Genomic DNA, 21,445 nt, shown 5'->3' with positions numbered 1-21,445 from the left:
AAACACAACACTTTGAGAAACAGAGGATTTATGGCGAGTAACGAAGAAAAAAACGGACTTCATCGAGGGTTGGAGGCCCGCCACATTGAATTGATAGCCTTAGGCGGGACTATCGGGGTTGGATTGTTTATGGGGGCCGCCAGTACATTGAGATGGGCAGGCCCTTCTGTTTTGCTGGCATATATTCTGGCTGGCGTGTTTGTCTTCTTTATTATGCGTTCAATGGGCGAGATGTTGCATCTCGAACCCGTCGCCGGATCGTTTGCCGTTTATGCTCATAAATATCTTGGTCCGTATTTCGGTTATCTAACCGCCTGGGGCTATTGGTTTATGTGGATAGCGGTGGGGATTTCGGAAATTACCGCCATCGGCGTTTATGCCCAGTACTGGTTTCCGCATTTGCCACAGTGGATCCCCGCGCTGGCGGCGGTTGCCATCGTTGCAGCGGCCAACCTTGCGGCGGTCAAGCTTTACGGTGAGATGGAGTTCTGGTTTGCGCTGATTAAAATCACGACCATTATTGTGATGATCGTCGTCGGCCTGGCGGTGATTTTCTTTGGTTTTGGCAACCACGGGCAGGCCATCGGTTTCGATAATCTGACCGTTCATGGCGGTTTCTTTGCCGGAGGCTGGAAAGGTTTCCTGTTTGCGCTCTGTATTGTTGTGGCGTCGTATCAGGGGGTTGAACTGGTGGGGATCACTGCCGGTGAAGCCAAGAATCCGCAAGTTACCCTTAAACGCGCGATTAATAACATCCTGTGGCGTATTCTGATTTTTTATGTTGGCGCGATTTTCGTCATCATTACCATTTTCCCATGGAATGAGATGGGCACCCACGGCAGCCCGTTTGTGCTGACCTTCGCCAAAGTCGGGATCACCGCCGCGGCCGGTATTATCAATTTTGTGGTGCTGACTGCTGCGCTATCAGGTTGTAACAGCGGCATGTACAGCTGTGGCCGTATGCTCTACGCGCTGTCGCAAAACGGCCAGCTGCCAGCGTTTCTGTCTAAAGTCTCTGCCAGCGGTGTGCCGGTGTACGGCATTACCGTAACGATTATTTGCCTGCTGGTCGGCTCGTGCCTGAACTATTTGATCCCGAATCCCGAGCAAGTGTTCGTCTATGTCTATAGTGCGAGTGTATTACCGGGGATGATCCCGTGGTTTGTGGTGCTGATTAGCCAACTGCGTTTTCGTGAAGCACATCGCACTGCATTGAAAGCGCACCCGTTTAAGTCAATTTTATTCCCGTATACCAACTATCTGACCCTGGCTTTCCTGCTTTGTGTGCTGGTTGGTATGGCAATTAACCCGGATACGCGAATTTCTTTGCTGGTTGGGGCAATTTTTATTGCTGCGGTATCACTTATTTACCTGGCTTTGGGAATGAATCGCCGCAGCCGTTAAGCGCTTTTAAAGAAAAAAGCGTGGGTGGGGAGCCTGATATGCTTACTTTTAGTGCTTAATGGACAATTCGTAATCAATCGAAACTTTTTCAAAAAAAAGCACTAGACAGCATGGCGGTTAAGCCGTAGTATCCCCACCCGCAACGGCGCTAAGCGCCCGTAGCTCAGCTGGATAGAGCGCTGCCCTCCGGAGGCAGAGGTCTCAGGTTCGAATCCTGTCGGGCGCACCATTGACCTCGGTTGGTTTTGCGCAAAGAGTTGCGGTGTTAGTTTCGGACGTGAAGTAAAGATACAATGGTGGCTATAGCTCAGTTGGTAGAGCCCTGGATTGTGATTCCAGTTGTCGTGGGTTCGAGCCCCATTAGCCACCCCACTTCTTCCTTGTGAAGTGAGTGTGAGTTGTAAAGAGTAAAGTTTGTGACAGTGCGAAGGTGGCGGAATTGGTAGACGCGCTAGCTTCAGGTGTTAGTGTTCTTACGGACGTGAGGGTTCAAGTCCCTCTCTTCGCACCACACAAAACTTTAATAGCTCTGTACCACGTAATCCGTAAGACAGGTTGTAAAGAGTAAAAGCACGACATCGGCGAGTAGCGCAGCTTGGTAGCGCAACTGGTTTGGGACCAGTGGGTCGGAGGTTCGAATCCTCTCTCGCCGACCAATTCAAATAAAGAGCCCTGCAGAAATGCGGGGCTTTTTGTTTTTCCTCTTTGTCATATTCCGTTGAATTACCTCATTACTTTCCCTTAAATCATCTTCTGTTCCCTTTCAGCGACAATAACTGTTAAGCTTTTGTTTTTAATAGACATTTATCTGTGAGTTTAATCGGCAGGAAAGGTAATACTTTAAATTCCAGTATTGATTGTCGTTGGTAAGAGACACTCATCTATCTGAAAAGTAAAAGATAAAAACCTTCGTGCTTAATAGTGTCGCTGAAAGACGACAGATTTGCTGTAAAAAATCTTTTTCTAACAATACGTTAATTCATTCCGAAAATGCTGCTCTTGGATAACTGAATATTTATACTTATTTATCATAGGCATAATTTTATATAGTCATGTCGGATGAGGTAATCAACCGATCTGGCACGCTCCCTGCAATATCTCTGTCGTAGATGCTCATTCCACCTTTTATGATTGCGTAGCTTCATAACCCTGGGAATGACGCAGAGCCAAATTACAGTGTCTCTTGTCTATCTGCCCGATAACCATTGTTCTCTCTGACAAACGTTATCAACCAGCAGACAAAACGTTGAGTGTGACACTACCCCTGTTGTCCAAGACCTGATTGTTTTTGACACTTGTCTCTCCGGCAAGTGTTTTTTTTGCCTGTGATTTATTAATCGTCCGATCCTGCGGCGAAAAAAAAAGCCCGCCAGATTGGCGAGCTTTAATCAGTTTTAAAGCGAGTTATTGCTGCGAATTGTTAATCGTCAGCATCAGCCCCTGATGGCGCATCTCCGCCGCTTCAGCCGGTTTGTGCAGCTTATCAAGCGCATCGGCCAACCAGGCGTAATCGTAGGCGTCAGGCCGTTGTCGCAGCGCTTCACGAAACGCTTCACTTGCCTGCAACCATTCACCATGCTTCAACAAAACTTGTCCCAGCGTGCTGCTTAGCAGCGGGGTAGCACCGTTTTGCTTGATTGACTGACGCAGGAATTTCTCAATCTGATCCGAGTTACCTGAGCGCAGTTTCGGCAGCATCGCTACCAGGCGTTCATCGTATTGGCGTTTCAGGCCATCAAGAATGACTTCCTGTGCCAGATCGTGATCGTTGCATTGAATCAAGTGCGCCGCCATTGCTACCTGTAATGCAGGTTCGTGGCGGGTTTTACGACTCTGATTCTTCCACCAGCGCTTGAGGCCTTCACTGCCTTCCTCAGCCATCAACTGGTTCATCATGCCGACGTAAGCTTGTTCCTGAACACGTTGCAGCTGCTCTTCGTCATAGATATTCGCTTTCGCCATCGAGGGCAAAATTTCCATCAGCGACGCGTAAGCACCCGTGCGCATGTATGCCTGTTCTGCCAGACGCAGAATTTCAGGGTGACGTGGCGACAGGCCAATCAGGCGATCGACACCGTGACGTGCGGCGTGGATCTCGCCCTGCGCCAGCTGAATACGCACGCGGGTAATATCCACCGGCAACTGATCGGTATCGGCAATCTCGGCGGCACGTTCCAAATACTGGTTAGTGCGAATCTCGTCACCGCGCTGCGAAGCCGCTTCGGCCGCCAGCAAATAGTTCACCATCGGCTGATCGGCATGGGCAGCGTTGCTGGTCAGCAGCTTTTCCATCTGACGATGGTCGCCCTCTGCCAGCTTGATCATCGCGCGCTGGGTCTGTTTACGCGCCTTTGAACGCTTGCGGCCCACAAACCAGCCACGAGTATTTGCGCCGGTACGGAATAAACGGCGCAGCAGCCATTCGATCAAAAACAGCACCACAAACAGCAGAATCGCCATGATCACCAGACCGGTAACGCTGGTTTCAACATTATAGTTGTCGGTCTGGATCAATACATAGCCCTGATGCCCGGCCAGCATTGGCCCAACAACAATCCCGGCAATAATGATTAGAAACAGTATGAGAACACGTAGCATGCGTTATTCCCCCTGTTTGCTGGTCGTTGCGGCGTTGCTGGTCGCCGCCGCGGCAGGCTGTTGAAGCAGATTGCGCACGCGCGTTTGCATCAGTTTTTCCAGCATTGGCTGGCTTTTCAGCTGATCCGGAACGTCCATTGAAACAGACTGTTGGCTCAGACTATCGAGATCCGCAAGGAACGCCTTGGTCGAAGGATCGGTTGTATCAAAATAGGCGCGAACCCAGGTCGATACCGTTTCCAGTGACTGCTTATAGATTTCATTCTGATGACGCGGCACGGCCTGTGCGGCAATCAGTAGACGCGAGCGGATGTTTTCGCGCAGATACACGTCCTGATTCGGTGCTAACAGCGGCTCGGCGCTGGTGTCGCGACGACGAATGGTAATGAAATCGGACATAAAGTTGTGCCAGCTCTTGCTCAGGTTTTGACGCCATTCTGTCAGTGAACCGGAGAGTTCGCCGCTGTCGCTGTCCATCGGCGTGTCATCCGTGTCGTTATCAGCCAGACGCAGGTTATCAACCTGATTTGAAAGCTGATTCACCTTAAGGATGATGCCGTCGAAATCGACCTGAGTCACTGCGGACAGGCTGCCGATATCGTCATTAATCGCTTTACGAACGCCAATCAGGCTTGGGTCGTTCATGTCGGCCAGGCTGGCGTCCGCGCTTTTCAACAGCGCGGCGGCAGTGGTAACGTCCTGATCGCTCCACAGTTTTCTACCAGCCAGTTTGACCAGGAAATCTGCCTGCGACAGCATCCAGGTTTTGGCATCGCTGCCGGAAATGCTGGCGACCTTATCCTGCAACTCACTTAACTGACGGCTGTAAGAGGCTTGCTGGCGCGTGGCTTCCTGCTGAGATTTATCCTGCTGGCTCAGCAAGGTGTCGATTTGTTGCTTATCCTGCTGCTGGCTGCTCTTGAGCGTCGCCAGTTGGTCTTGCAATGCTTCGTTGGCAGCAACTTCCGCCTGAGCCTGTTGGTGTCCGTGATAATAAATGCCTACGCCAAGCGCGATCACCAACACAATGGCGATTGCACCCAAAACGGGGCCCGTACGTTTTTCTTTCTGTACGGTTTCACGAGAAGCAATGTCTGGCTGTTGGGGGCTCTCAACCGCAATGTGAGTTTCATCTACCTTTGCGGAAGGATTTTTTTGTTCCGTCATCTGGGCACGTCCCTTAGTCAGGTTATTTTAATGCACGGATCAGCGCATCATTATCTGCGTTATCTGCAACCCTAATAGATTGCCAGCCAAGTTGGCGGGCAAGGGTTGCCAAACGTTCGCTGACCACTATCAACGTGCAGCTTAAAAGCCAACTTGTTCGATAGTAATCAGGAACTAACGTATATAACTGTTGTAACATTTCTCCGCTGGTGACCACCAGAGTATTCACCCCGGCGCGTTGCCAGCTTGAGCTTTGCTCACTGCCATCATAGAAAATCGGGCTGCGTCGATAACACTCACAGTAGCTTACGTTAACACCGCGCTCCCTCAGCGTATCCGCCAGCAGTTCTCGCCCGCCATTCCCACGCAAAATCAAAGCATTACGGCCTTTGATTGATTGCAAGGCAGGAAGATTCAACAGTGTTTCGCTGGTCTCGCCATCCTGTGGATAAATTATCGGCAGGCTGCTGGCGCGATGCGTCAGCAAACCAGTGGTTCGCCCAATAGCATAATAGCTTACAAAATCAGGCCAGTGTTGAGCCTGCTGACGTATCGCACGGTCAGCGTAGTTCACCGCATACTGGGAAAGGACAAAAATCATATCCTGCGGCTTTAACGAGGATAGCATTGTGGGCAGCTGCGCAAGCTCGCTACCCGGTGCAAACTCGATTAAAGGCGAGTGATAGGCGACCCTACCCAGCGTACGAAGCCGGGCTACAAGCTGTTCTCCCGAAGGTGAAGGGCGGGTCACCAGAATGGTCATTTTGGTGCGTTACCCTGGTAGACTTCCTGCAAGATTTCGCGTGCTCCGGCGTTCAACAACTCTTCCGCCAGACTGATGCCCATGCTTTCCGCTTCGGATGTCGGGCCACGACGTTCGCCGCGCACCATTTGACTACCGTCCGGCGCGCCAACCAGCGCGCGCAGCCAAAGGGTATCGCCTTCAAGCTCCGCATAACTGCCGATCGGTACCTGACAACCGCCTTCAAGACGCATGTTCATCGCACGCTCTGCGGCAACGCGCAGTGTCGTTTCTACATGAGCCAGCGGGGCCAGTAACTCCCGAGTGCGAACGTCGTCGAGACGGCATTCAATACCCACGGCACCTTGACCGACGGCGGGCAGGCACTCTTCCGGCGTCAGCGCAGCGCGAACGCGTGAGTCCAGACCCAGGCGTTTCAGACCGGCGACAGCCAGAATAATCGCGTCGTAATCGCCATTATCGAGCTTACCCAGACGGGTGCCAACGTTGCCGCGCAGATCGCGAATTTGCAGATCTGGGCGTTGCTGACGCAGTTGACACTGACGACGCAGGCTTGAAGTGCCTACTACGCTACCCAGAGGCAGATCGTCGAGGCTGGCAAAGTGATTGGAAACGAAAGCATCGCGCGGGTCTTCGCGCTCGCAAATCGTGACCAGCCCAAGGCCTTCCGGGAAATCGACCGGTACGTCTTTCATTGAATGAACGGCGATATCGGCGCGGCCTTCCAGCAAGGCCAGCTCAAGCTCTTTGACGAACAAGCCTTTACCGCCAACTTTGGCCAGTGGCGTATCCAGAATGATGTCACCTTTGGTGACCATCGGGACTAATTCAACCTGCAAATCCGGATGAAAAGCTTTAAGCTGACTTTGAACAAATTGTGCCTGCCACAGGGCTAGCGGGCTCTGTCGAGTGGCAATTCGGATGGTTTTGTCTAACATTCTTCTTACCGTTTTTTAATTTCGCAGACCATCCTACCACCTACGGTGATGAGGTGTCAGCGATCAGGGAAGTTGTGACGGTTTAACAGGGAAATTTGTGGCATGACGGATCAGGAAGTAAAATGTATAGAGACGCAACAGTAATTGTGGTGCGTTACTTCCTTTACGGTCAAACAGCAAGGTGTTAAATTGATCACGTTTCCAGCAATAATACGTCAAATACATATTTCAAATTAAAGTTTTTAAAAACTAATGGCGTATTTGGATACGGGGTTGTTTCTAGACACTGGAAGAAAATCGGGCGAAAAGTCTTGTACCTCTACATCGAGACATTAAAGCAAAGATTGGATGCAATTAATCAGCTTCGCGTTGATCGCGCAGTTGTGGCTCAAGGACCCGCTTTCCAGCAGGTCTATAGTCTGTTGCCCGTCTTGTTACATCACCACCATCCCCTGATGCCGGGTTACCTTGAAGGTAAAGTGCCCCATGGCGTCTGCATTTTTACGCCTGATGAATCCCAACAAACCTATTTGAACACTCTTGCCGAGAAATGGGGCAGTCCTTTTGAGCCGACGGTTAAAGGCGAACTGCCGATTACCGGCGTCTATTCAATGGGCAGCACCTCGTCGATTGGTCAGAGCCAATCTTCCGATCTCGACATTTGGGTCTGTCATCAATCCTGGCTAGACAACGAAGAGCGTAATCGCCTGCAGGAAAAATGCCTGCTGCTCGAAAAATGGGCGGCGTCGATGGGCGTTGAGGTCAGCTTCTTCCTGATTGATGAAAACCGCTTTCGCCATAATGAAAGCGGCAGCCTGAGTGGTGAGGACTGTGGTTCCACTCAGCATATCTTGCTGCTCGATGAATTTTACCGTACCGCCGTGCGTCTCGCCGGCAAACGTATTCTGTGGAATATGGTGCCGGGCGAAGAAGAGGCGCATTACGATGAGTACGTGCTCTCCCTTTATTCACAGGGTGCGCTCACGCCGAACGAGTGGCTTGACCTCGGCGGCCTGAGCACGCTGTCTGCCGAGGAGTATTTCGGTGCCAGCCTGTGGCAGCTATATAAAAGTATCGACTCGCCTTACAAGGCGGTGTTGAAAACCTTGCTGCTTGAAGCCTATTCCTGGGAATACCCTAATACCCAGCTGTTGGCGATGGACATCAAACAGCGTCTGCACCAAGGGGAGATTGTCTGCTTCGGTCTTGACGCCTACTGCATGATGCTCGACCGCGTGACCCGTTATCTGACGCAGGTGGAAGACTTCACCCGTCTTGACCTGGTTCGCCGCTGTTTCTATCTCAAAGTGCATGAAAAACTCTCTCGCACTCGCGCCACGGTGGGCTGGCGTCGTGAAATTCTGACTCAGCTGGTCAGCGAGTGGGGCTGGAGTGAAGAGCGGCTGGCGATACTCGATAACCGAGCCAACTGGAAAATCGAGCGCGTGCGTGAAGCACACAACGAGCTGCTTGATGCGATGATGCAAAGTTATCGTAACCTGATCCGCTTTGCGCGCCGTAACAACCTTAGTGTCAGCGCCAGTCCGCAGGATATCGGCGTATTGACCCGTAAACTGTATGCCGCCTTTGAAGCGCTGCCGGGTAAAGTCACGCTGGTTAACCCACAGATTTCGCCTGACCTTTCCGAAAGCGATTTGACCTTTATTCACGTTCCGACCGGGCGCGCCAATCGGACAGGCTGGTATCTCTATAATCAGTCGCCGTCGATGGATTCGATTATCAGCCATCAACCGCTGGAATATAACCGCTACCTAAGCAAGCTGGTGGCCTGGGCCTATTTCAACGGGCTGCTGACGCCGACTACGCGTCTGCACATCAAAAGCAGCAACTTATGTGATATCTCCAAGCTGCGCGAGCTGGTGGCAGATATCTCAAACAATTTCCCTATCCGCCTGCCTGCCCCGACGCCAAAGGCGCTGTATAGCCCTTGTGAAATCCGTCATTTGTCGATCATCGTCAATCTAGAGCACGATCCGACCGCGGCATTTCGTAATCAGGTGGTGCATTTTGATTTCCGCAAGCTCGACGTATTCAGCTTCGGCGAACAGCAGCAGTGCCTGGTGGGCAGTATTGACCTGCTGTATCGCAACTCGTGGAATGAAGTGCGTACCTTGCATTTCAGCAGTGAGCAAGCGGTGCTTGAAGCGCTGAAAACCATCCTGGGTAAAATGCATCAGGATGCCGCGCCGCCGGAGTCTGTAGAAGTCTTCTGCTATAGCCAGCATTTGCGCGGCCTGATCCGCACCCGTATTCAGCAGTTAGTGTCTGAATGCATTGAGTTGCGCCTGTCGAGCAAGCGCCTTGAGCCAGGTCGTTTCAAAGCGGTGAGAGTTTCCGGTCAGACCTGGGGACTGTTCTTCGAACGTCTCTCCGTTTCGGTGCAAAAACTCGAAAACGCCATCGAATTCTACGGCGCTATCTCCAATAACAAACTGCACGGTTTGTCGGTCAAAATGGATACCTCACAGGTGCATCTGCCGTCGGTAGTTGACGGCTACGCCAGCGAAGGGATCATCCAGTTTTTCTTCGAAACCAGCAGCGATGAGGTCGGCTTTAACATCTATATTCTGGATGAGTCGAATCGCGTCGAGGTTTATCACCATTGCGAAGGCAGCAAAGAAGATCTGGTGCGCGACGTCAGCCGTTTTTATTCGTCATCCCACGATCGATTCACCTACGGTTCAAGTTTTGTGAATTTTAACTTGCCGCAGTTCTACCAGATTGTCTCGCTTGAAGGGCGTACCCAGGTTATCCCTTTCCGCAGCAACGTTCTGTCGCACCTTTACGCGGCGGTGCCGGAAGTCGGTTCGGAACCTGCCAGCCTGGCGCAGCAGTTTCAAATCCACTGATCTGTCGATAGCCTACGCGACTGTTCCCTGTTTTTGATAATCGATTCCTATTGCTTTTCATGATCCAACTGCGATTATAGAGAGCTTGGACGGTGGATCGCAGATCCTGGTTAAAATGAAAACAATCAAAATGAAAAATTTGCATATGAAAACCGCACTACGTTGCTCTATGGCTGCTATGGCCCTGTTTGCACTTTCCGGCTGTGGATTGAAAGGGCCGTTGTACTTCCCGCCAGCCGCTAAATCTGCCAACCAAAAAGCAGTAGCGCCTAACGCGAATCAGGCAACCGGTGTTTCTCCTGATAAAGACGCGGCTAAAAACAGCGGGCAGCTTTACTAATCGTCAAGCAACAGGATCACTCTTCTGGCGATGGCCAGAGGTCAAGCGGAGTAAGATATGCAGTTCGCTAAAATGCACGGCCTGGGCAATGACTTTATGGTCGTTGACGCCGTCACCCAAAATGTTTACTTCTCTCCCGAACTGATCCGCCGACTTTCCGATCGTAACCGAGGCGTCGGCTTCGACCAATTGCTGGTCGTCGAGCCTCCTTACGATCCTGAACTGGATTTTCATTATCGCATCTTCAACGCCGACGGCAGCGAAGTCATGCAGTGCGGCAACGGGGCACGCTGTTTCGCCCGTTTTGTCCGTATCAAGGGGCTAACCAACAAACGTGAAATTCAGGTCAGCACCCAAAACGGGCGCATGACTCTCACGGTGACGGAAGACGAGCTGGTTGAAGTGAATATGGGCGAGCCGATTTTTGAGCCGCAGCAAATTCCTTTCCGTGCCCCTAAACCTGAAAAAACCTATATTTTACGGGCAGAAGAACACACTGTACTGTGTGGCGTCGTCTCGATGGGCAATCCTCATTGCGTGTTACAGGTTGACGACGTGGTCACTGCCGGCGTAGAACATCTTGGCCCACTGCTCGAAAGTCACGAACGTTTTCCAGAACGTGTTAACGTCGGTTTTATGCAGGTGATTCACACCGCCAGCATCAAGCTGCGAGTGTACGAGCGTGGTGCGGGAGAAACGCAGGCCTGCGGAAGCGGTGCCTGTGCAGCAGTCGCAATTGGCATACATCAAGGGCTGCTTGCGGAAGAAGTTCAGGTGGACCTGCCGGGAGGCAGCCTCAACATTCGCTGGAAAGGGCCGGGCCATCCGCTGTTTATGACCGGACCTGCCACCCATGTTTATGACGGATTCATTCATCTATGAACAATCTTGATGATCAGATAGAAAGCGCCAACGTTGCCGAGCTTGATGACGAGCTGGTAATGCAGTATTTGCTGCAAAACCCTGATTTTTTTATTAGAAACTCGCGCAGCGTTGAGCAAATGCACATTCCGCACCCGGTGAAAGGCAGTATCTCGCTGGTGGAATGGCAGCTTGGACGTCAACGTAACCAGATTTCCCGGCTGGAAGAAGAAATTACCCTGCTGATGGAACAGGCGACCATTAATGAAACCCTGTTTGGCCGCCTGATTGAGCTGCAAGCCAATCTCGCCGACGCTACCAGCCTGCAAGACATGCTTAACCGTTTGCAACGCTGGGGCCGAGGTTTTGGATTGGCGGGTGCCAACGTTCGGCTGTTTAGCGAAAGCTGGCGAATTGGCGCGCCTTCCGATTTCACGCATCTAGCTTTGACGCGCAGCTCGTTTGAATCTTTACGTATTCAAAGACTTGGTGATACCCACCATTTCCTCGGCAGTCTTAACGGCCCGGAACTGTTGCTGGTTCTGCCTCAGGCCAAGGCGGTCGGCTCAGTTGCGCTGTCGCTGATGGGCCAGGAAGGCGAATTGGGGATGCTGATTTTCAGCAGCCGCGATCCGCAACACTATCAGGCAGGAATGGGCACCGTGATGCTCGACCAGCTGGCAAAAATGCTACCCGGCCTGGTGTCGCGCTGGATAGAGCGCGCATGAGTCAAACTGACTCGCCACTGCAACCCGCGGTCGAGGCATTCTTACGTTATCTGCGGGTCGAGCGCCAGCTCAGCCCGCTAACGCAAAGCAGTTATCACCATCAACTTCAGGCGCTGATTGGCATGGCTGCCGATCTGAATCTGACTGACTGGCGCGACCTTGACGCCGCCAAAGTTCGCATGCTCACAGCTCGCAGTAAACGCGCGGGTCTCGGCGCGTCCAGCTTGGCATTGCGCCTTTCGGCGTTGCGCAGCTTCCTTGACTGGCAGGTGCATCAGGGCGTGCTCAAGGCTAATCCAGCCAAAGGAATTTCTACCCCGCGCGCGCCGCGCCATCTGCCTAAAAATATCGACGTCGATGAAGTCGGGCAGTTACTGAATATCGACCTCAATGATCCGCTCGCGGTTCGCGATCGCGCTATGCTCGAAGTAATGTATGGCGCGGGCCTGCGTTTATCTGAGTTGGTGGGCATAAATCTCGGACACGTTGATTTACCCTCCGGCGAAGTTTGGGTGATGGGTAAAGGGAGCAAAGAGCGAAAACTGCCGATTGGCCGCACGGCGGTCACCTGGCTTGAGAACTGGCTGGCGCTGCGTGACCTGTTCGGACCTGAAGATGACGCGATGTTTTTATCTAATCAGGGCCGAAGAATTTCAACCCGCAACGTGCAAAAGCGCTTTGCAGAGTGGGGCATCAAGCAGGGCGTGAACAGTCATATTCATCCCCACAAGCTGCGCCATTCCTTTGCGACGCACGTTCTGGAGTCGAGTGGTGATTTGCGCGCCGTCCAGGAGTTACTGGGCCACGCCAACCTGTCGACCACGCAAATCTATACCCATCTCGACTTTCAACATTTGGCGTCAGTTTACGATGCCGCGCATCCCCGCGCTAAACGAGGAAAATCCTGATGAAGTTCTACCGTCCCCTGCAACAGATCGAGGCGATCACATTCGATCTCGACGATACGCTTTACGATAACTATCCGGTGATTGTCCGTACCGAGTCGGAAACGATGCAGTTTTTGCGTCAGTACCATCCGGCGACCGCAGATATCGAATCGGCAGAATGGCGGGCGGTGCGAGCGGAGCTGCTCGAACAGGATGCAGAAATTTATCATGACGTTACCGCGTGGCGTCATAAGGCGCTGTACCACACGTTGCTGCGTCGCGGGTTGAGCGAGGCAGAATCCACAGCCGGTGCCGAAGCTACGATGCAGAACTTTGCTCAATGGCGCAGCCGCATTGATGTACCGCAGGAAACCCACGACACGCTTGCCGCGCTGGGCAAAAAATTCCCGCTGGTGGCGATCACCAACGGCAATGCCAATCCCGACCTGTGCGGCCTGTCGAAGCATTTCGAGTTTACACTGGTTGCCGGGCGGGACGGGCGCGCCAAGCCGTGGGACGACATGTACCAACTGGCGGCCGAGCGTCTTGACTTGCCGCTAGCCAACATTCTCCACGTTGGCGACGACTTGACCACAGACGTCGCCGGTTCTGTTCGCTGTGGCATGCAGGCCTGCTGGATCAACCTGCGTCAGGGTAATCTGATGACTATTCCCGATGCGCGCCTGTTGCCGCACATCGAGATCAACGCACTAAGCTCTCTCACCACGCTACTGTGATACCTCGGGTAGCCTTTTGTGATAATATACTGTATATAACAGCAGTAAACCTCCTTGGGGTGGTCGAAATTTCTTCGACCTTCCCGTGGATGCAATTCTCTATCCAGACAAACGGTGCTTATGGACGTTTCTGACCTGCTCGACAGCCTTAATGAAAAACAACGCGAAGCCGTAGGCGCCAAGCGCAGCAATCTTTTAGTGCTGGCAGGTGCAGGCAGCGGGAAAACCCGAGTTCTGGTGCATCGCATCGCCTGGCTGCTGTCAGTAGAGAACTGCTCCCCGTATTCCATTATGGCGGTGACCTTTACCAACAAGGCCGCAGCCGAAATGCGCCACCGTATTGAACAGCTGATTGGCACCAGCCAGGGTGGCATGTGGATTGGTACTTTCCACGGCCTGGCTCACCGCCTGCTGCGCGCCCATCATCTTGACGCCAATTTGCCGCAGGACTTCCAGATCCTCGACAGCGACGACCAGCTCCGCCTGCTCAAGCGTATTATCAAAGCGCTGAACATCGACGACAAACAGTGGCCGCCGCGTCAGGCTATGTGGTACATCAATGGCAAAAAAGATGAAGGTCTTCGTCCTCAACACGTTGAAAGCTATGGTAATCCAGTTGAAGCTACCTGGCTGAGGATTTATCAGGCCTATCAGGAAGCCTGCGATCGCGCCGGTCTGGTGGATTTCGCCGAGCTGCTGCTGCGCGCTCACGAGCTGTGGCTGAACAAGCCGCATATCTTGCAACACTACCGTGAGCGTTTTACCAACCTGATGGTGGACGAGTTCCAGGATACCAACAGCATTCAGTACGCCTGGATCCGCCTGCTGTGCGGTGAAAATAACAACGTGATGATCGTCGGCGACGATGACCAGTCAATCTACGGCTGGCGTGGTGCGCAGGTGGAAAACATCCAGCGTTTCCTGCAGGATTTCCCCGGCGCGGAAACTATTCGCCTCGAGCAGAACTATCGTTCCACCAGCACCATTCTGACCGCTGCCAACTCGCTGATTGCCAATAACAATGGCCGTATGGGTAAAAACCTCTGGACCGAGGGTGTCGAAGGCGAACCCATTTCTCTTTACTGTGCGTTTAACGAGCTAGATGAATCCCGCTTCGTGGTTAACCGCATCAAGGCGTGGCAGGACAACGGTGGGGCGCTGAACGACTGCGCGATTCTTTATCGCAGCAATGCCCAATCGCGCGTGCTGGAAGAGGCTTTATTGCAGATGGCGATGCCATATCGCATCTACGGTGGCCAGCGATTCTTCGAACGTCAGGAAATTAAAGACGCGTTGGCTTACCTTCGCCTGATGGCTAACCGCAACGACGATGCCGCTTTTGAGCGCGTGGTGAATACTCCGACGCGTGGCATCGGCGATCGCACCCTCGAAGTGGTGCGTCAAACGGCTCGCGATCGTCAGCTGACTATGTGGCAGGCAACTCGCGTGCTGTTGCAGGAAAAGGTATTGGCCGGTCGCGCAGCGTCTTCACTACAACGCTTTACCGAGCTGGTAGACGCGCTGGCGCACGAAACGGCAGAGATGCCATTGCACGTTCAGACCGACCGGGTGATCAAAGACTCTGGCCTGTTTATCATGTATGAGCAGGAAAAAGGCGAAAAAGGCCAGGCGCGTATTGAAAACCTTGAGGAACTGGTGACGGCAACGCGTCAGTTCAGCTATCAGGATGAAGACCAGGATCTGATGCCGTTGCAGGCTTTCCTTTCTCACGCCGCGCTGGAAGCCGGAGAAGGGCAGGCAGATGCTTATCAGGACGCGGTGCAACTGATGACGCTGCACTCGGCTAAAGGACTGGAATTCCCGCAGGTGTTTATTGTCGGTATGGAAGAGGGGATGTTCCCGAGCCAGATGTCGCTGGATGAGGGCGGGCGTCTTGAAGAAGAGCGTCGACTGGCCTACGTTGGCGTAACCCGTGCAATGAAAAAGCTGACTCTGACCTACGCCGAAACTCGCCGATTGTACGGTAAAGAGGTCTATCATCGGCCTTCACGTTTTGTTGGCGAACTGCCGGAAAACTGCGTTGAAGAGGTGCGGTTACGCGCCAGCGTGACGCGTCAGGTCAAACACCGCAGCATGGGCACGCCGGTGCTCAGTGAAAACAGCAGCGGCTTCGCTTTGGGGCAACGAGTGCGTCATCCAAAATTCGGTGAAGGCACCATCGTCAATCTGGAAGGTAGCGGTGAACACAGCCGCCTGCAGATCGCCTTCCCCGGCGAAGGCATTAAATGGTTAGTCGCCGCCTATGCCCGCCTTGAGGCGGTTTAAGCTAGCTTACTTGCTCTGTTGAGCTTGGGCAGTGCTCGAAATCCTCACGTACTAATGTACGCTCCGGTTTCTCCGCGCTGTCCGCACTCAACATAGCCGCGACGCTTGCGCTTAAATGTGATATTCAATGAGTAGAGCACTCAAACTGCCTACGACAATAACGCCCTCGTTTGGGCGTTTTCTGTGTTTAAAAGCTTAAAACTTCACGGTATCGCCCACTTTGGCATCCGGATACCAGGCCATAATCGCTGCGGATTTGTCGTCGCCTTCGGCCGGGCTGCCGGAGAAGGTATCTTCCTCTGGCACAGGGACATAAGGCCCCTGTTTAATTTCCAGGAAAGTGGTGCCTTTATCCAATGCAATCGCGCTGTGCCAAATACCCGCCGGAATTTCCAGCGTTCGTGTCTCTTCACCCAACACCAGCCGTTCGGTTATTTTTCCCTCTGAATTGTAAATCAATACAACAAGACGGCCGCTCAAAATGCTCAATAATTCCCAGGTATGCGGATGGCGATGGATGCGCACATAGCTTTGTGGCTCCATGGTCACTGCCAGTCGTTGTACCGGATCGTTGACGTCAGGATGCAGGTTAAGATTGGTGCGCAGGCGCGGCGATTGTTCCGCTTTGCTCGCGAGTTGGCCAAGATTTTCACGGGTAATTTGCTTAATCATTTTTGATCCTGAAAAGTATGGAGTGGTGGGGCGAATTTCGATTTGGTGTGCTACAGAGTGTAGTCAAAAAACGTCTTGCGGGTAAGCAGGCAGACTGTTGATGGACGGTTGAAAATCATGCCGAAATGTTGCGGAATTAAGCACCTTCCCGGTTGACAGTCTTTTTCTTATCGGCGTAACATGCGCGCACTATTATTTATGAGGATTTTCGCCTTGGACGCACCCAGTCGATACTGGCTCAATAATCTGTTAAGCAGGTTCCACTCCTAGGCCCTCATTGCTGACGGCCAGAGAGCGGATAATCGAATCCTGCTTAACTTGGTTGTCAGCGGCTCCAACCCGTCGCTGTGAGTCAGACCTGAATCGGGTCTGAAACATGCTGGTGACTTTCACCTGTGTTTCCCCTAGTGCTTCAATGCGTTGTCTAAACCTGTCACCATTAGGGAGAACGGGCACATGCTGAGTGCTTTTAAATTAGATAACAGCCGCTTATCCCGTTTGGAACTGGATGAATCAGAGACCTCTCTGTCTGAGTCTCTGTGGGTCGATTTGGTTGAGCCTGACGATCTGGAACGCGATCGCGTACAGAACGAATTAGGGCAAAGTCTGGCAACCCGGCCAGAACTGGACGATATCGAAGCGTCGGCACGTTTTTTTGAAGACGAAGACGGCCTGCATATTCACTCCTTCTTCTATTACGAAGACGCGGAAGATCACGCTGGTAACAGCACCGTGGCATTTACCATCCGCGACGGTCGCCTGTTTACTCTGCGTGAGCGCGAACTGCCGGCGTTTCGCCTGTACCGCATGCGCGCCAGAAATCAGCAACTGACCGACGGCAATGCCTACGAGCTGCTACTCGATCTGTTCGAAACTAAAATCGAACAGCTGGCCGATGAGATCGAAAACATCTACAGCGATCTGGAGAAGCTCTCGCGCGTGATTATGGAAGGGCATCAGGGCGATGAGTACGACGCCGCGCTTTCTACGCTGGCTGAGCTGGAAGATATCGGCTGGAAGGTTCGCCTGTGTCTGATGGACACCCAGCGCGCGCTGAATTTCCTGGTGCGTAAAGCCCGTTTACCTGGCGGACAGCTTGAGCAGGCGCGTGAAGTATTGCGTGACATCGAGTCGCTGCTGCCGCACAACGAATCGTTGTTCCAAAAGGTCAACTTCCTGATGCAGGCGGCGATGGGCTTTATCAACATCGAGCAGAATCGCATCATCAAAATTTTCTCGGTGGTTTCGGTTGTGTTCCTGCCGCCGACGCTGGTGGCATCGAGTTACGGGATGAACTTCCAGTTTATGCCTGAGCTAAAACTGGAATTTGGTTACCCGGCAGCGCTGGTATTAATGCTGCTGGCGGGCCTTGCACCCTATCTGTATTTCAAAAGAAAAAACTGGCTGTAACGCTAATTTCACCCGTGACAAATTCCCCGGTTCGCCGGGGAATTTCTGCCCTACTCTTACCTGTTCCCTTCCTAAATGTGCTAAAAATATGCCTCCTGTTGCTTTTACGTAGATTCGAATAATGTACATGGAAAGAATGGCTCCCGTCGCCCAGTGGTGTAGTCTGGTCGTCGCGTCGCTGATTTTAGGCTTTATCTTTCAATATTTTAATGTTCCGGCCGCATTGCTGTTGGGGCCGATGATCGTCGGCGTCGTGATGGGCCTGTTTGGCGCTACGGTGCGCATTCCAGGCGTATTTTTCAAAATCGCGCAAGGCGTGATTGGCTGTATGATTGCGCAGGCGCTTTCACCTTCCATTTTACCGCCGCTGCTGCACGACTGGTTTTTAGTATTGATGGTGTTGGTCTGCACGCTGCTGGCCAGCGGTCTTTCCGGCTGGCTACTGGTGAAATTCAGCGATCTTCCCGGTCCGACCGGTGCGTGGGGGTCTTCTCCGGGCGGTGCCAGCGCAATGGTGGCAATGGCTGGCGACTTTGGGGCCGACGTGCGATTAGTCGCGTTTATGCAGTACTTGCGCGTGCTGTTTGTCGCCACGGCGGCCGCGATTGTCTCGCGGCTAAGCTTGGGCGATCACGCCACGGGTGCGGCGGCAGTAGAATGGTTTCCGGCATTGGACTGGCGCTTTCTGGTGACACCCGCGCTCGCGCTCGCCGGCGTCTGGCTTGCCCCCAAGCTGCGTATTCCCTCGGGTGCGCTGCTTATCCCGGCGGTGGTCGGCGCGTTCCTGCACTCTACAGGCACGGTATTATTAGAAGTTCCCGAATGGTTGTTGGCGATTGCCTATACCCTGATTGGCTGGAGTGTAGGCCTGCGTTTTACTCGCCCTATCTTCAAGTTGGCTTTGCGCACGCTGCCGCAGATGGTGGTCTCGATTATTGGTTTGATTTTGCTGTGCGGCGCAATGGCCTGGGTACTGACTAAAATCCTGCACGTCGACATGCTGACGGCCTATCTGGCAACCAGCCCGGGCGGGCTGGATACGGTGGCAATTATCGCAGCCGGTAGCCACGTGGATATTTCGTTTATAATGGCGATGCAGACACTGCGGCTGTTGACCATTATTGTCACTGGCCCTGCAATGGCGCGCTTTATCTCACGCAGCGCCACGCCGACAACCTCTTAGTTTTTGATTTCGACGGCCTCGGCGGTGGCGATGCCTACCGCCTTGAGGTTTTTCTGCTGGCGCTGATGCTGAACCGCGTCATAGATAAAAAAGGCTAAACCGGCCCAGATAAAGGCGAATGTCACCAACTGAGATTGTTTAACCGACTCGCCATAAAACAGCACCGCGAGCAGGAACATCAATGTTGGGCCGATATACTGGAAAAAGCCCAGCGTGGAGAATTTCAGTCGTGAGGTCGCGGCGGTAAAGAACAGCAGCGGCACGGTGGTGATCACCCCTGCTGCCGCCAGTAACAGGTCCAGAGACAGTGGATTGTTAATCAGATTGCTGGTCGCACTGTGGGCAAAATAGAACAGATAAATTGCAGCAGGCAGTAGCAGCCACATCGTTTCAATCAACATTCCCGATTGAGCATCCACGGCGATCTTCTTGCGTAGCAGGCCATAAAACGCGAAGGTCAGTGAAATCCCCAGGCCAATAATCGGCAGCGAGCCAAATATCCACAACTGTACCAAGACCCCGGCTAGCGCCAGCACCGCCGCCACCCACTGTAATCGACGAAAGCGTTCGCCGAGAAACATCATCCCCAGCAAAACGTTCACCAGCGGACTGATAAAATAGCCCAGGCTGGCCTCGAGAATATGGTCATGGTTGATGGCCCAGATAAACAGCAGCCAGTTTCCACCGACCAGAAGGGCGCTCACCAACAGTAATCCAACCTTAATCGGGGTGCCAAACACTTTGCGCACGCCGCCCCAGCCTCGGCTGACTGACAGCAACACCAGCATAAAGAAGAAGGACCAGATCACCCGATGGGTCAGGATTTCTTCGGCGGGGACTCGTTGCAGCAACTTGAAGTAGGCAGGCGCAACGCCCCAGATAAAATAGGCGATAAAGGCAAAGATTACGCCCTCGCGGGTTCTTTTGGCATCCATGGCAATTCCCTGTTAATTCATGTTCCTAGCCAACCAGATAGGTCGCGGTGGCGGTGGCGATATGAATCGCGGTTTCATTGAATAAATCGACGCGCGCGACGGAAACTTTATTTCCAGCGCGGATCAGTGTGCTTTTTACTACAAAATTTTCGCCACGACCGGGACGCAGATAGTCAACTCGCAGATCAATGGTGCCCATCTTCGATAAACGCTGACGCAGTTCCGGTTCCAGCAGTGGATGTTCAGGTTTATCAAAGCGGATCAGTGCGCTGTTAACGCACACCAGTCCGGCGGCGACGTCCAGCACTGACGCAATCACGCCGCCGTGCAGAATCTTTTGCACCGCATTGCCCACTAACTTCGATTGATTTTGAAAAGTCAGCTCGGCATAGCCAGCATCAAGGCGGCAAAGTTCTAGACCAAGCTCGCGATTGAATGGCATGTCATAGATAAAAATCTCACCTATTAGCTGGCGGGCTGCATCGTGACTCAATGGTGTGGCAGACATAACATTTCCTGATAGCGAATGACGAGGATAGTATTTGCTTTGTGAATGAATTGTTGATTTTAAGCATCCTGGTGATTGTTTTCTAGCTTACTTATGCTAATCCTCTACAGGTTTAAAATTGTGTGTAGAATGGCCTGTTTTTTTAACAATATGTATCAACATTTTTTGATTATGCCGATTCGCGGCAATTAACTTTTTGGGGTGAAAGGATGGGTAAATCTTGGGCTGCTGGCGCTGCCATGCTGGCTTTACCGCTACTCAGCTATGCTGATGAAGCAAAAATTCAGGACGTGCATGACACACCGAGCGTGCGCGGCAGCATCATTGCCAACATGCTCCAGGAACACGATAATCCGTTTACGCTTTATCCTTACGATACAAACTATGTCATTTATACTGACACCAGTAATATCAACAAGCAGGCGATCCAGTCTTATAACTGGGCCCACAATGCCAGACACGATGAGCTAAAATTCCAGCTGAGTCTGGCGTTCCCAATCTGGCGCGGTATTGCTGGCGATAACTCAGTATTGGGTGCGTCTTATACGCAGAGATCCTGGTGGCAGATTTCCAACAGTAAAGAGTCCTCGCCTTTCCGTGAAACCAACTACGAGCCACAGTTATTCCTCGCCTGGGCCACTGATTACGAGTTCCTTGGCTGGACTCTGCGCGAGGCCGAGTATGGATTCAACCATGAATCCAACGGTCGTGCCGATCCCACCTCGCGCAGCTGGAACCGCGTGTATGCTCGTTATATGGCGCAGCATGGCAACTGGCAAGTTGAGCTAAAACCCTGGTACCGTATTCCAGAAAGTAAAAGTAATGATGATAATCCGGACATCACCAAGTATATGGGTTATTACCAGGTGAAAGTCGGCTATGCGCTGGGCGATAGCGTTATCACCGTAACCAGCCACTATAACTGGAACACCGGTTACGGCAGCGGTGAACTGGGTTGGAGTTATCCAATTACTCGTCATGTGCGCTTCTATACCCAGCTGTTTAGTGGCTACGGTGAGTCAATGATTGACTACAACCACAAGCAGACTCGCTTCGGTATTGGTATCATGATGAACGATATGATGTGACCGACCGATCGGCACCAGCATAACCCGACGCTATCTTCATGTTATTCAAGGAGAAGTGTTCGGGTGTAAT

General features: G+C 52.5%; 18 protein-coding genes and 4 tRNA genes. 15 read left to right on the top strand and 7 right to left on the bottom strand.

Going from position 1 to position 21,445, the window contains the following annotated elements:
- The first annotated feature begins 30 nt into the window (after positions 1–30).
- The 5 genes from AB3G37_RS23270 to AB3G37_RS23250 all read left to right on the top strand — a co-directional run bounded on the left by AB3G37_RS23270 (position 31) and on the right by AB3G37_RS23250 (position 2,060).
- A complete protein-coding gene (locus tag AB3G37_RS23270) occupies positions 31–1,404 on the top strand; it encodes an amino acid permease (protein ID WP_009637860.1) in 1,374 nt (457 codons plus the stop codon).
- A gap of 152 nt (positions 1,405–1,556) precedes the next feature.
- Positions 1,557–1,633: transfer RNA gene (locus tag AB3G37_RS23265), tRNA-Arg, on the top strand.
- Positions 1,634–1,700: 67 nt separating this feature from the next.
- A tRNA-His gene (locus AB3G37_RS23260) sits at positions 1,701–1,776 on the top strand.
- 52 nt (positions 1,777–1,828) lie between these two features.
- Positions 1,829–1,915, top strand: a tRNA-Leu gene (locus tag AB3G37_RS23255).
- Between the two features lie 68 nt (positions 1,916–1,983).
- A tRNA-Pro gene (locus tag AB3G37_RS23250) sits at positions 1,984–2,060 on the top strand.
- Positions 2,061–2,808: 748 nt separating this feature from the next.
- Here the strand turns inward: AB3G37_RS23250 and hemY are convergent.
- Genes hemY through hemC form a run of 4 tightly spaced genes read right to left on the bottom strand, consistent with a single transcriptional unit; the run spans position 2,809 to position 6,870 of the window.
- Entirely contained in the window at positions 2,809–4,002 is a 1,194-nt protein-coding gene (gene hemY, locus AB3G37_RS23245) for a protoheme IX biogenesis protein HemY (protein ID WP_009637859.1), read from the bottom strand.
- Between the two features lie 3 nt (positions 4,003–4,005).
- Positions 4,006–5,169: a uroporphyrinogen-III C-methyltransferase gene (gene hemX / locus AB3G37_RS23240; RefSeq protein WP_009637858.1), complete on the bottom strand. Its 1,164-nt coding sequence runs from the start codon at positions 5,167–5,169 to the stop codon at positions 4,006–4,008.
- Between the two features lie 22 nt (positions 5,170–5,191).
- Positions 5,192–5,932: a uroporphyrinogen-III synthase gene (gene hemD, locus AB3G37_RS23235; protein ID WP_009637857.1), complete on the bottom strand. Its 741-nt coding sequence runs from the start codon at positions 5,930–5,932 to the stop codon at positions 5,192–5,194.
- Positions 5,929–6,870, bottom strand: coding sequence for a hydroxymethylbilane synthase (gene hemC, locus AB3G37_RS23230; protein WP_369789212.1), 942 nt, complete (start codon positions 6,868–6,870; stop codon positions 5,929–5,931). The genes hemD and hemC overlap by 4 nt, the downstream gene beginning before the upstream one ends.
- A 311-nt stretch (positions 6,871–7,181) precedes the next feature.
- Here hemC and AB3G37_RS23225 point away from each other — a divergent pair, with 311 nt between their 5' ends.
- The 7 genes from AB3G37_RS23225 (at position 7,182) to uvrD (ending at position 15,579) form a co-directional block, all read left to right on the top strand.
- On the top strand, positions 7,182–9,740 hold the full coding sequence (locus tag AB3G37_RS23225; RefSeq protein WP_369789211.1) for a class I adenylate cyclase: 2,559 nt from the start codon (positions 7,182–7,184) through the stop codon (positions 9,738–9,740).
- Between the two features lie 145 nt (positions 9,741–9,885).
- Positions 9,886–10,080: a lipoprotein gene (locus AB3G37_RS23220; RefSeq protein WP_037378880.1), complete on the top strand. Its 195-nt coding sequence runs from the start codon at positions 9,886–9,888 to the stop codon at positions 10,078–10,080.
- A gap of 57 nt (positions 10,081–10,137) precedes the next feature.
- On the top strand, positions 10,138–10,962 hold the full coding sequence (dapF, locus tag AB3G37_RS23215; protein ID WP_009637853.1) for a diaminopimelate epimerase: 825 nt from the start codon (positions 10,138–10,140) through the stop codon (positions 10,960–10,962).
- Positions 10,959–11,669 carry a DUF484 domain-containing protein gene (locus AB3G37_RS23210; RefSeq protein WP_369789210.1) on the top strand — a complete coding sequence of 237 codons (711 nt, stop codon included), beginning with the start codon at positions 10,959–10,961 and terminating at the stop codon, positions 11,667–11,669. Before dapF ends, AB3G37_RS23210 begins: the two co-directional genes overlap by 4 nt.
- Positions 11,666–12,577 carry a tyrosine recombinase XerC gene (xerC, locus tag AB3G37_RS23205; protein ID WP_369789209.1) on the top strand — a complete coding sequence of 304 codons (912 nt, stop codon included), beginning with the start codon at positions 11,666–11,668 and terminating at the stop codon, positions 12,575–12,577. Before AB3G37_RS23210 ends, xerC begins: the two co-directional genes overlap by 4 nt.
- Positions 12,577–13,293, top strand: coding sequence for a 5-amino-6-(5-phospho-D-ribitylamino)uracil phosphatase YigB (gene yigB / locus AB3G37_RS23200; protein WP_009637850.1), 717 nt, complete (start codon positions 12,577–12,579; stop codon positions 13,291–13,293). Before xerC ends, yigB begins: the two co-directional genes overlap by 1 nt.
- Before the next feature lie 120 nt (positions 13,294–13,413).
- Positions 13,414–15,579: a DNA helicase II gene (gene uvrD, locus AB3G37_RS23195; protein WP_369789208.1), complete on the top strand. Its 2,166-nt coding sequence runs from the start codon at positions 13,414–13,416 to the stop codon at positions 15,577–15,579.
- A 195-nt stretch (positions 15,580–15,774) separates the two neighbouring features.
- Here the strand turns inward: uvrD and AB3G37_RS23190 are convergent, their stop codons facing one another.
- The gene (locus AB3G37_RS23190; protein WP_369789207.1) at positions 15,775–16,251 is read right to left on the bottom strand and encodes a WbuC family cupin fold metalloprotein; all 477 of its coding nucleotides are present in this window, start codon (positions 16,249–16,251) and stop codon (positions 15,775–15,777) included.
- A gap of 456 nt (positions 16,252–16,707) precedes the next feature.
- Here AB3G37_RS23190 and corA point away from each other — a divergent pair, with 456 nt between their 5' ends.
- Together corA and AB3G37_RS23180 are read left to right on the top strand one after the other, a co-directional pair.
- Complete coding sequence (corA, locus tag AB3G37_RS23185) at positions 16,708–17,661, top strand: magnesium/cobalt transporter CorA (RefSeq protein ID WP_009637847.1); 954 nt, start codon at positions 16,708–16,710, stop codon at positions 17,659–17,661.
- Positions 17,662–17,788: 127 nt separating this feature from the next.
- Positions 17,789–18,844 (top strand): AbrB family transcriptional regulator, encoded by a 1,056-nt coding sequence (locus AB3G37_RS23180; protein ID WP_369791019.1) that lies wholly within the window; start codon positions 17,789–17,791, stop codon positions 18,842–18,844.
- Here the strand turns inward: AB3G37_RS23180 and rarD are convergent.
- Positions 18,841–19,779 carry an EamA family transporter RarD gene (rarD, locus tag AB3G37_RS23175; protein ID WP_369789206.1) on the bottom strand — a complete coding sequence of 313 codons (939 nt, stop codon included), beginning with the start codon at positions 19,777–19,779 and terminating at the stop codon, positions 18,841–18,843. The two genes, AB3G37_RS23180 and rarD, sit on opposite strands and share 4 nt — an antisense overlap.
- A gap of 25 nt (positions 19,780–19,804) precedes the next feature.
- Positions 19,805–20,287: a thioesterase family protein gene (locus AB3G37_RS23170; protein WP_369789205.1), complete on the bottom strand. Its 483-nt coding sequence runs from the start codon at positions 20,285–20,287 to the stop codon at positions 19,805–19,807.
- 209 nt (positions 20,288–20,496) lie between these two features.
- On the opposite strand from AB3G37_RS23170, the gene pldA reads away from it, so the two are divergent.
- On the top strand, positions 20,497–21,375 hold the full coding sequence (gene pldA, locus AB3G37_RS23165) for a phospholipase A (protein WP_009637843.1): 879 nt from the start codon (positions 20,497–20,499) through the stop codon (positions 21,373–21,375).
- Positions 21,376–21,445: the final 70 nt, after the last annotated feature.

It is taken from the genome of Rouxiella sp. WC2420 (assembly GCF_041200025.1).
Lineage (GTDB): Bacteria > Pseudomonadota > Gammaproteobacteria > Enterobacterales > Enterobacteriaceae > Rouxiella.
This window is presented reverse-complemented; position numbering and strand designations above follow the sequence as displayed.

Coding starts and splice junctions, on each gene's coding strand:
- hemD (WP_009637857.1), bottom strand. CDS start 5,932: ATGACCATTCTGGTGACCCGCCCTTCACCTTCGGGAGAACAGCTTGTA.
- uvrD (WP_369789208.1), top strand. CDS start 13,414: ATGGACGTTTCTGACCTGCTCGACAGCCTTAATGAAAAACAACGCGAA.
- AB3G37_RS23180 (WP_369791019.1), top strand. CDS start 17,789: ATGGAAAGAATGGCTCCCGTCGCCCAGTGGTGTAGTCTGGTCGTCGCG.
- AB3G37_RS23190 (WP_369789207.1), bottom strand. CDS start 16,251: ATGATTAAGCAAATTACCCGTGAAAATCTTGGCCAACTCGCGAGCAAA.
- rarD (WP_369789206.1), bottom strand. CDS start 19,779: ATGGATGCCAAAAGAACCCGCGAGGGCGTAATCTTTGCCTTTATCGCC.
- AB3G37_RS23210 (WP_369789210.1), top strand. CDS start 10,959: ATGAACAATCTTGATGATCAGATAGAAAGCGCCAACGTTGCCGAGCTT.
- corA (WP_009637847.1), top strand. CDS start 16,708: ATGCTGAGTGCTTTTAAATTAGATAACAGCCGCTTATCCCGTTTGGAA.
- hemY (WP_009637859.1), bottom strand. CDS start 4,002: ATGCTACGTGTTCTCATACTGTTTCTAATCATTATTGCCGGGATTGTT.
- xerC (WP_369789209.1), top strand. CDS start 11,666: ATGAGTCAAACTGACTCGCCACTGCAACCCGCGGTCGAGGCATTCTTA.
- AB3G37_RS23270 (WP_009637860.1), top strand. CDS start 31: ATGGCGAGTAACGAAGAAAAAAACGGACTTCATCGAGGGTTGGAGGCC.
- yigB (WP_009637850.1), top strand. CDS start 12,577: ATGAAGTTCTACCGTCCCCTGCAACAGATCGAGGCGATCACATTCGAT.
- pldA (WP_009637843.1), top strand. CDS start 20,497: ATGGGTAAATCTTGGGCTGCTGGCGCTGCCATGCTGGCTTTACCGCTA.
- AB3G37_RS23170 (WP_369789205.1), bottom strand. CDS start 20,287: ATGTCTGCCACACCATTGAGTCACGATGCAGCCCGCCAGCTAATAGGT.
- AB3G37_RS23220 (WP_037378880.1), top strand. CDS start 9,886: ATGAAAACCGCACTACGTTGCTCTATGGCTGCTATGGCCCTGTTTGCA.
- dapF (WP_009637853.1), top strand. CDS start 10,138: ATGCAGTTCGCTAAAATGCACGGCCTGGGCAATGACTTTATGGTCGTT.
- hemC (WP_369789212.1), bottom strand. CDS start 6,870: ATGTTAGACAAAACCATCCGAATTGCCACTCGACAGAGCCCGCTAGCC.
- hemX (WP_009637858.1), bottom strand. CDS start 5,169: ATGACGGAACAAAAAAATCCTTCCGCAAAGGTAGATGAAACTCACATT.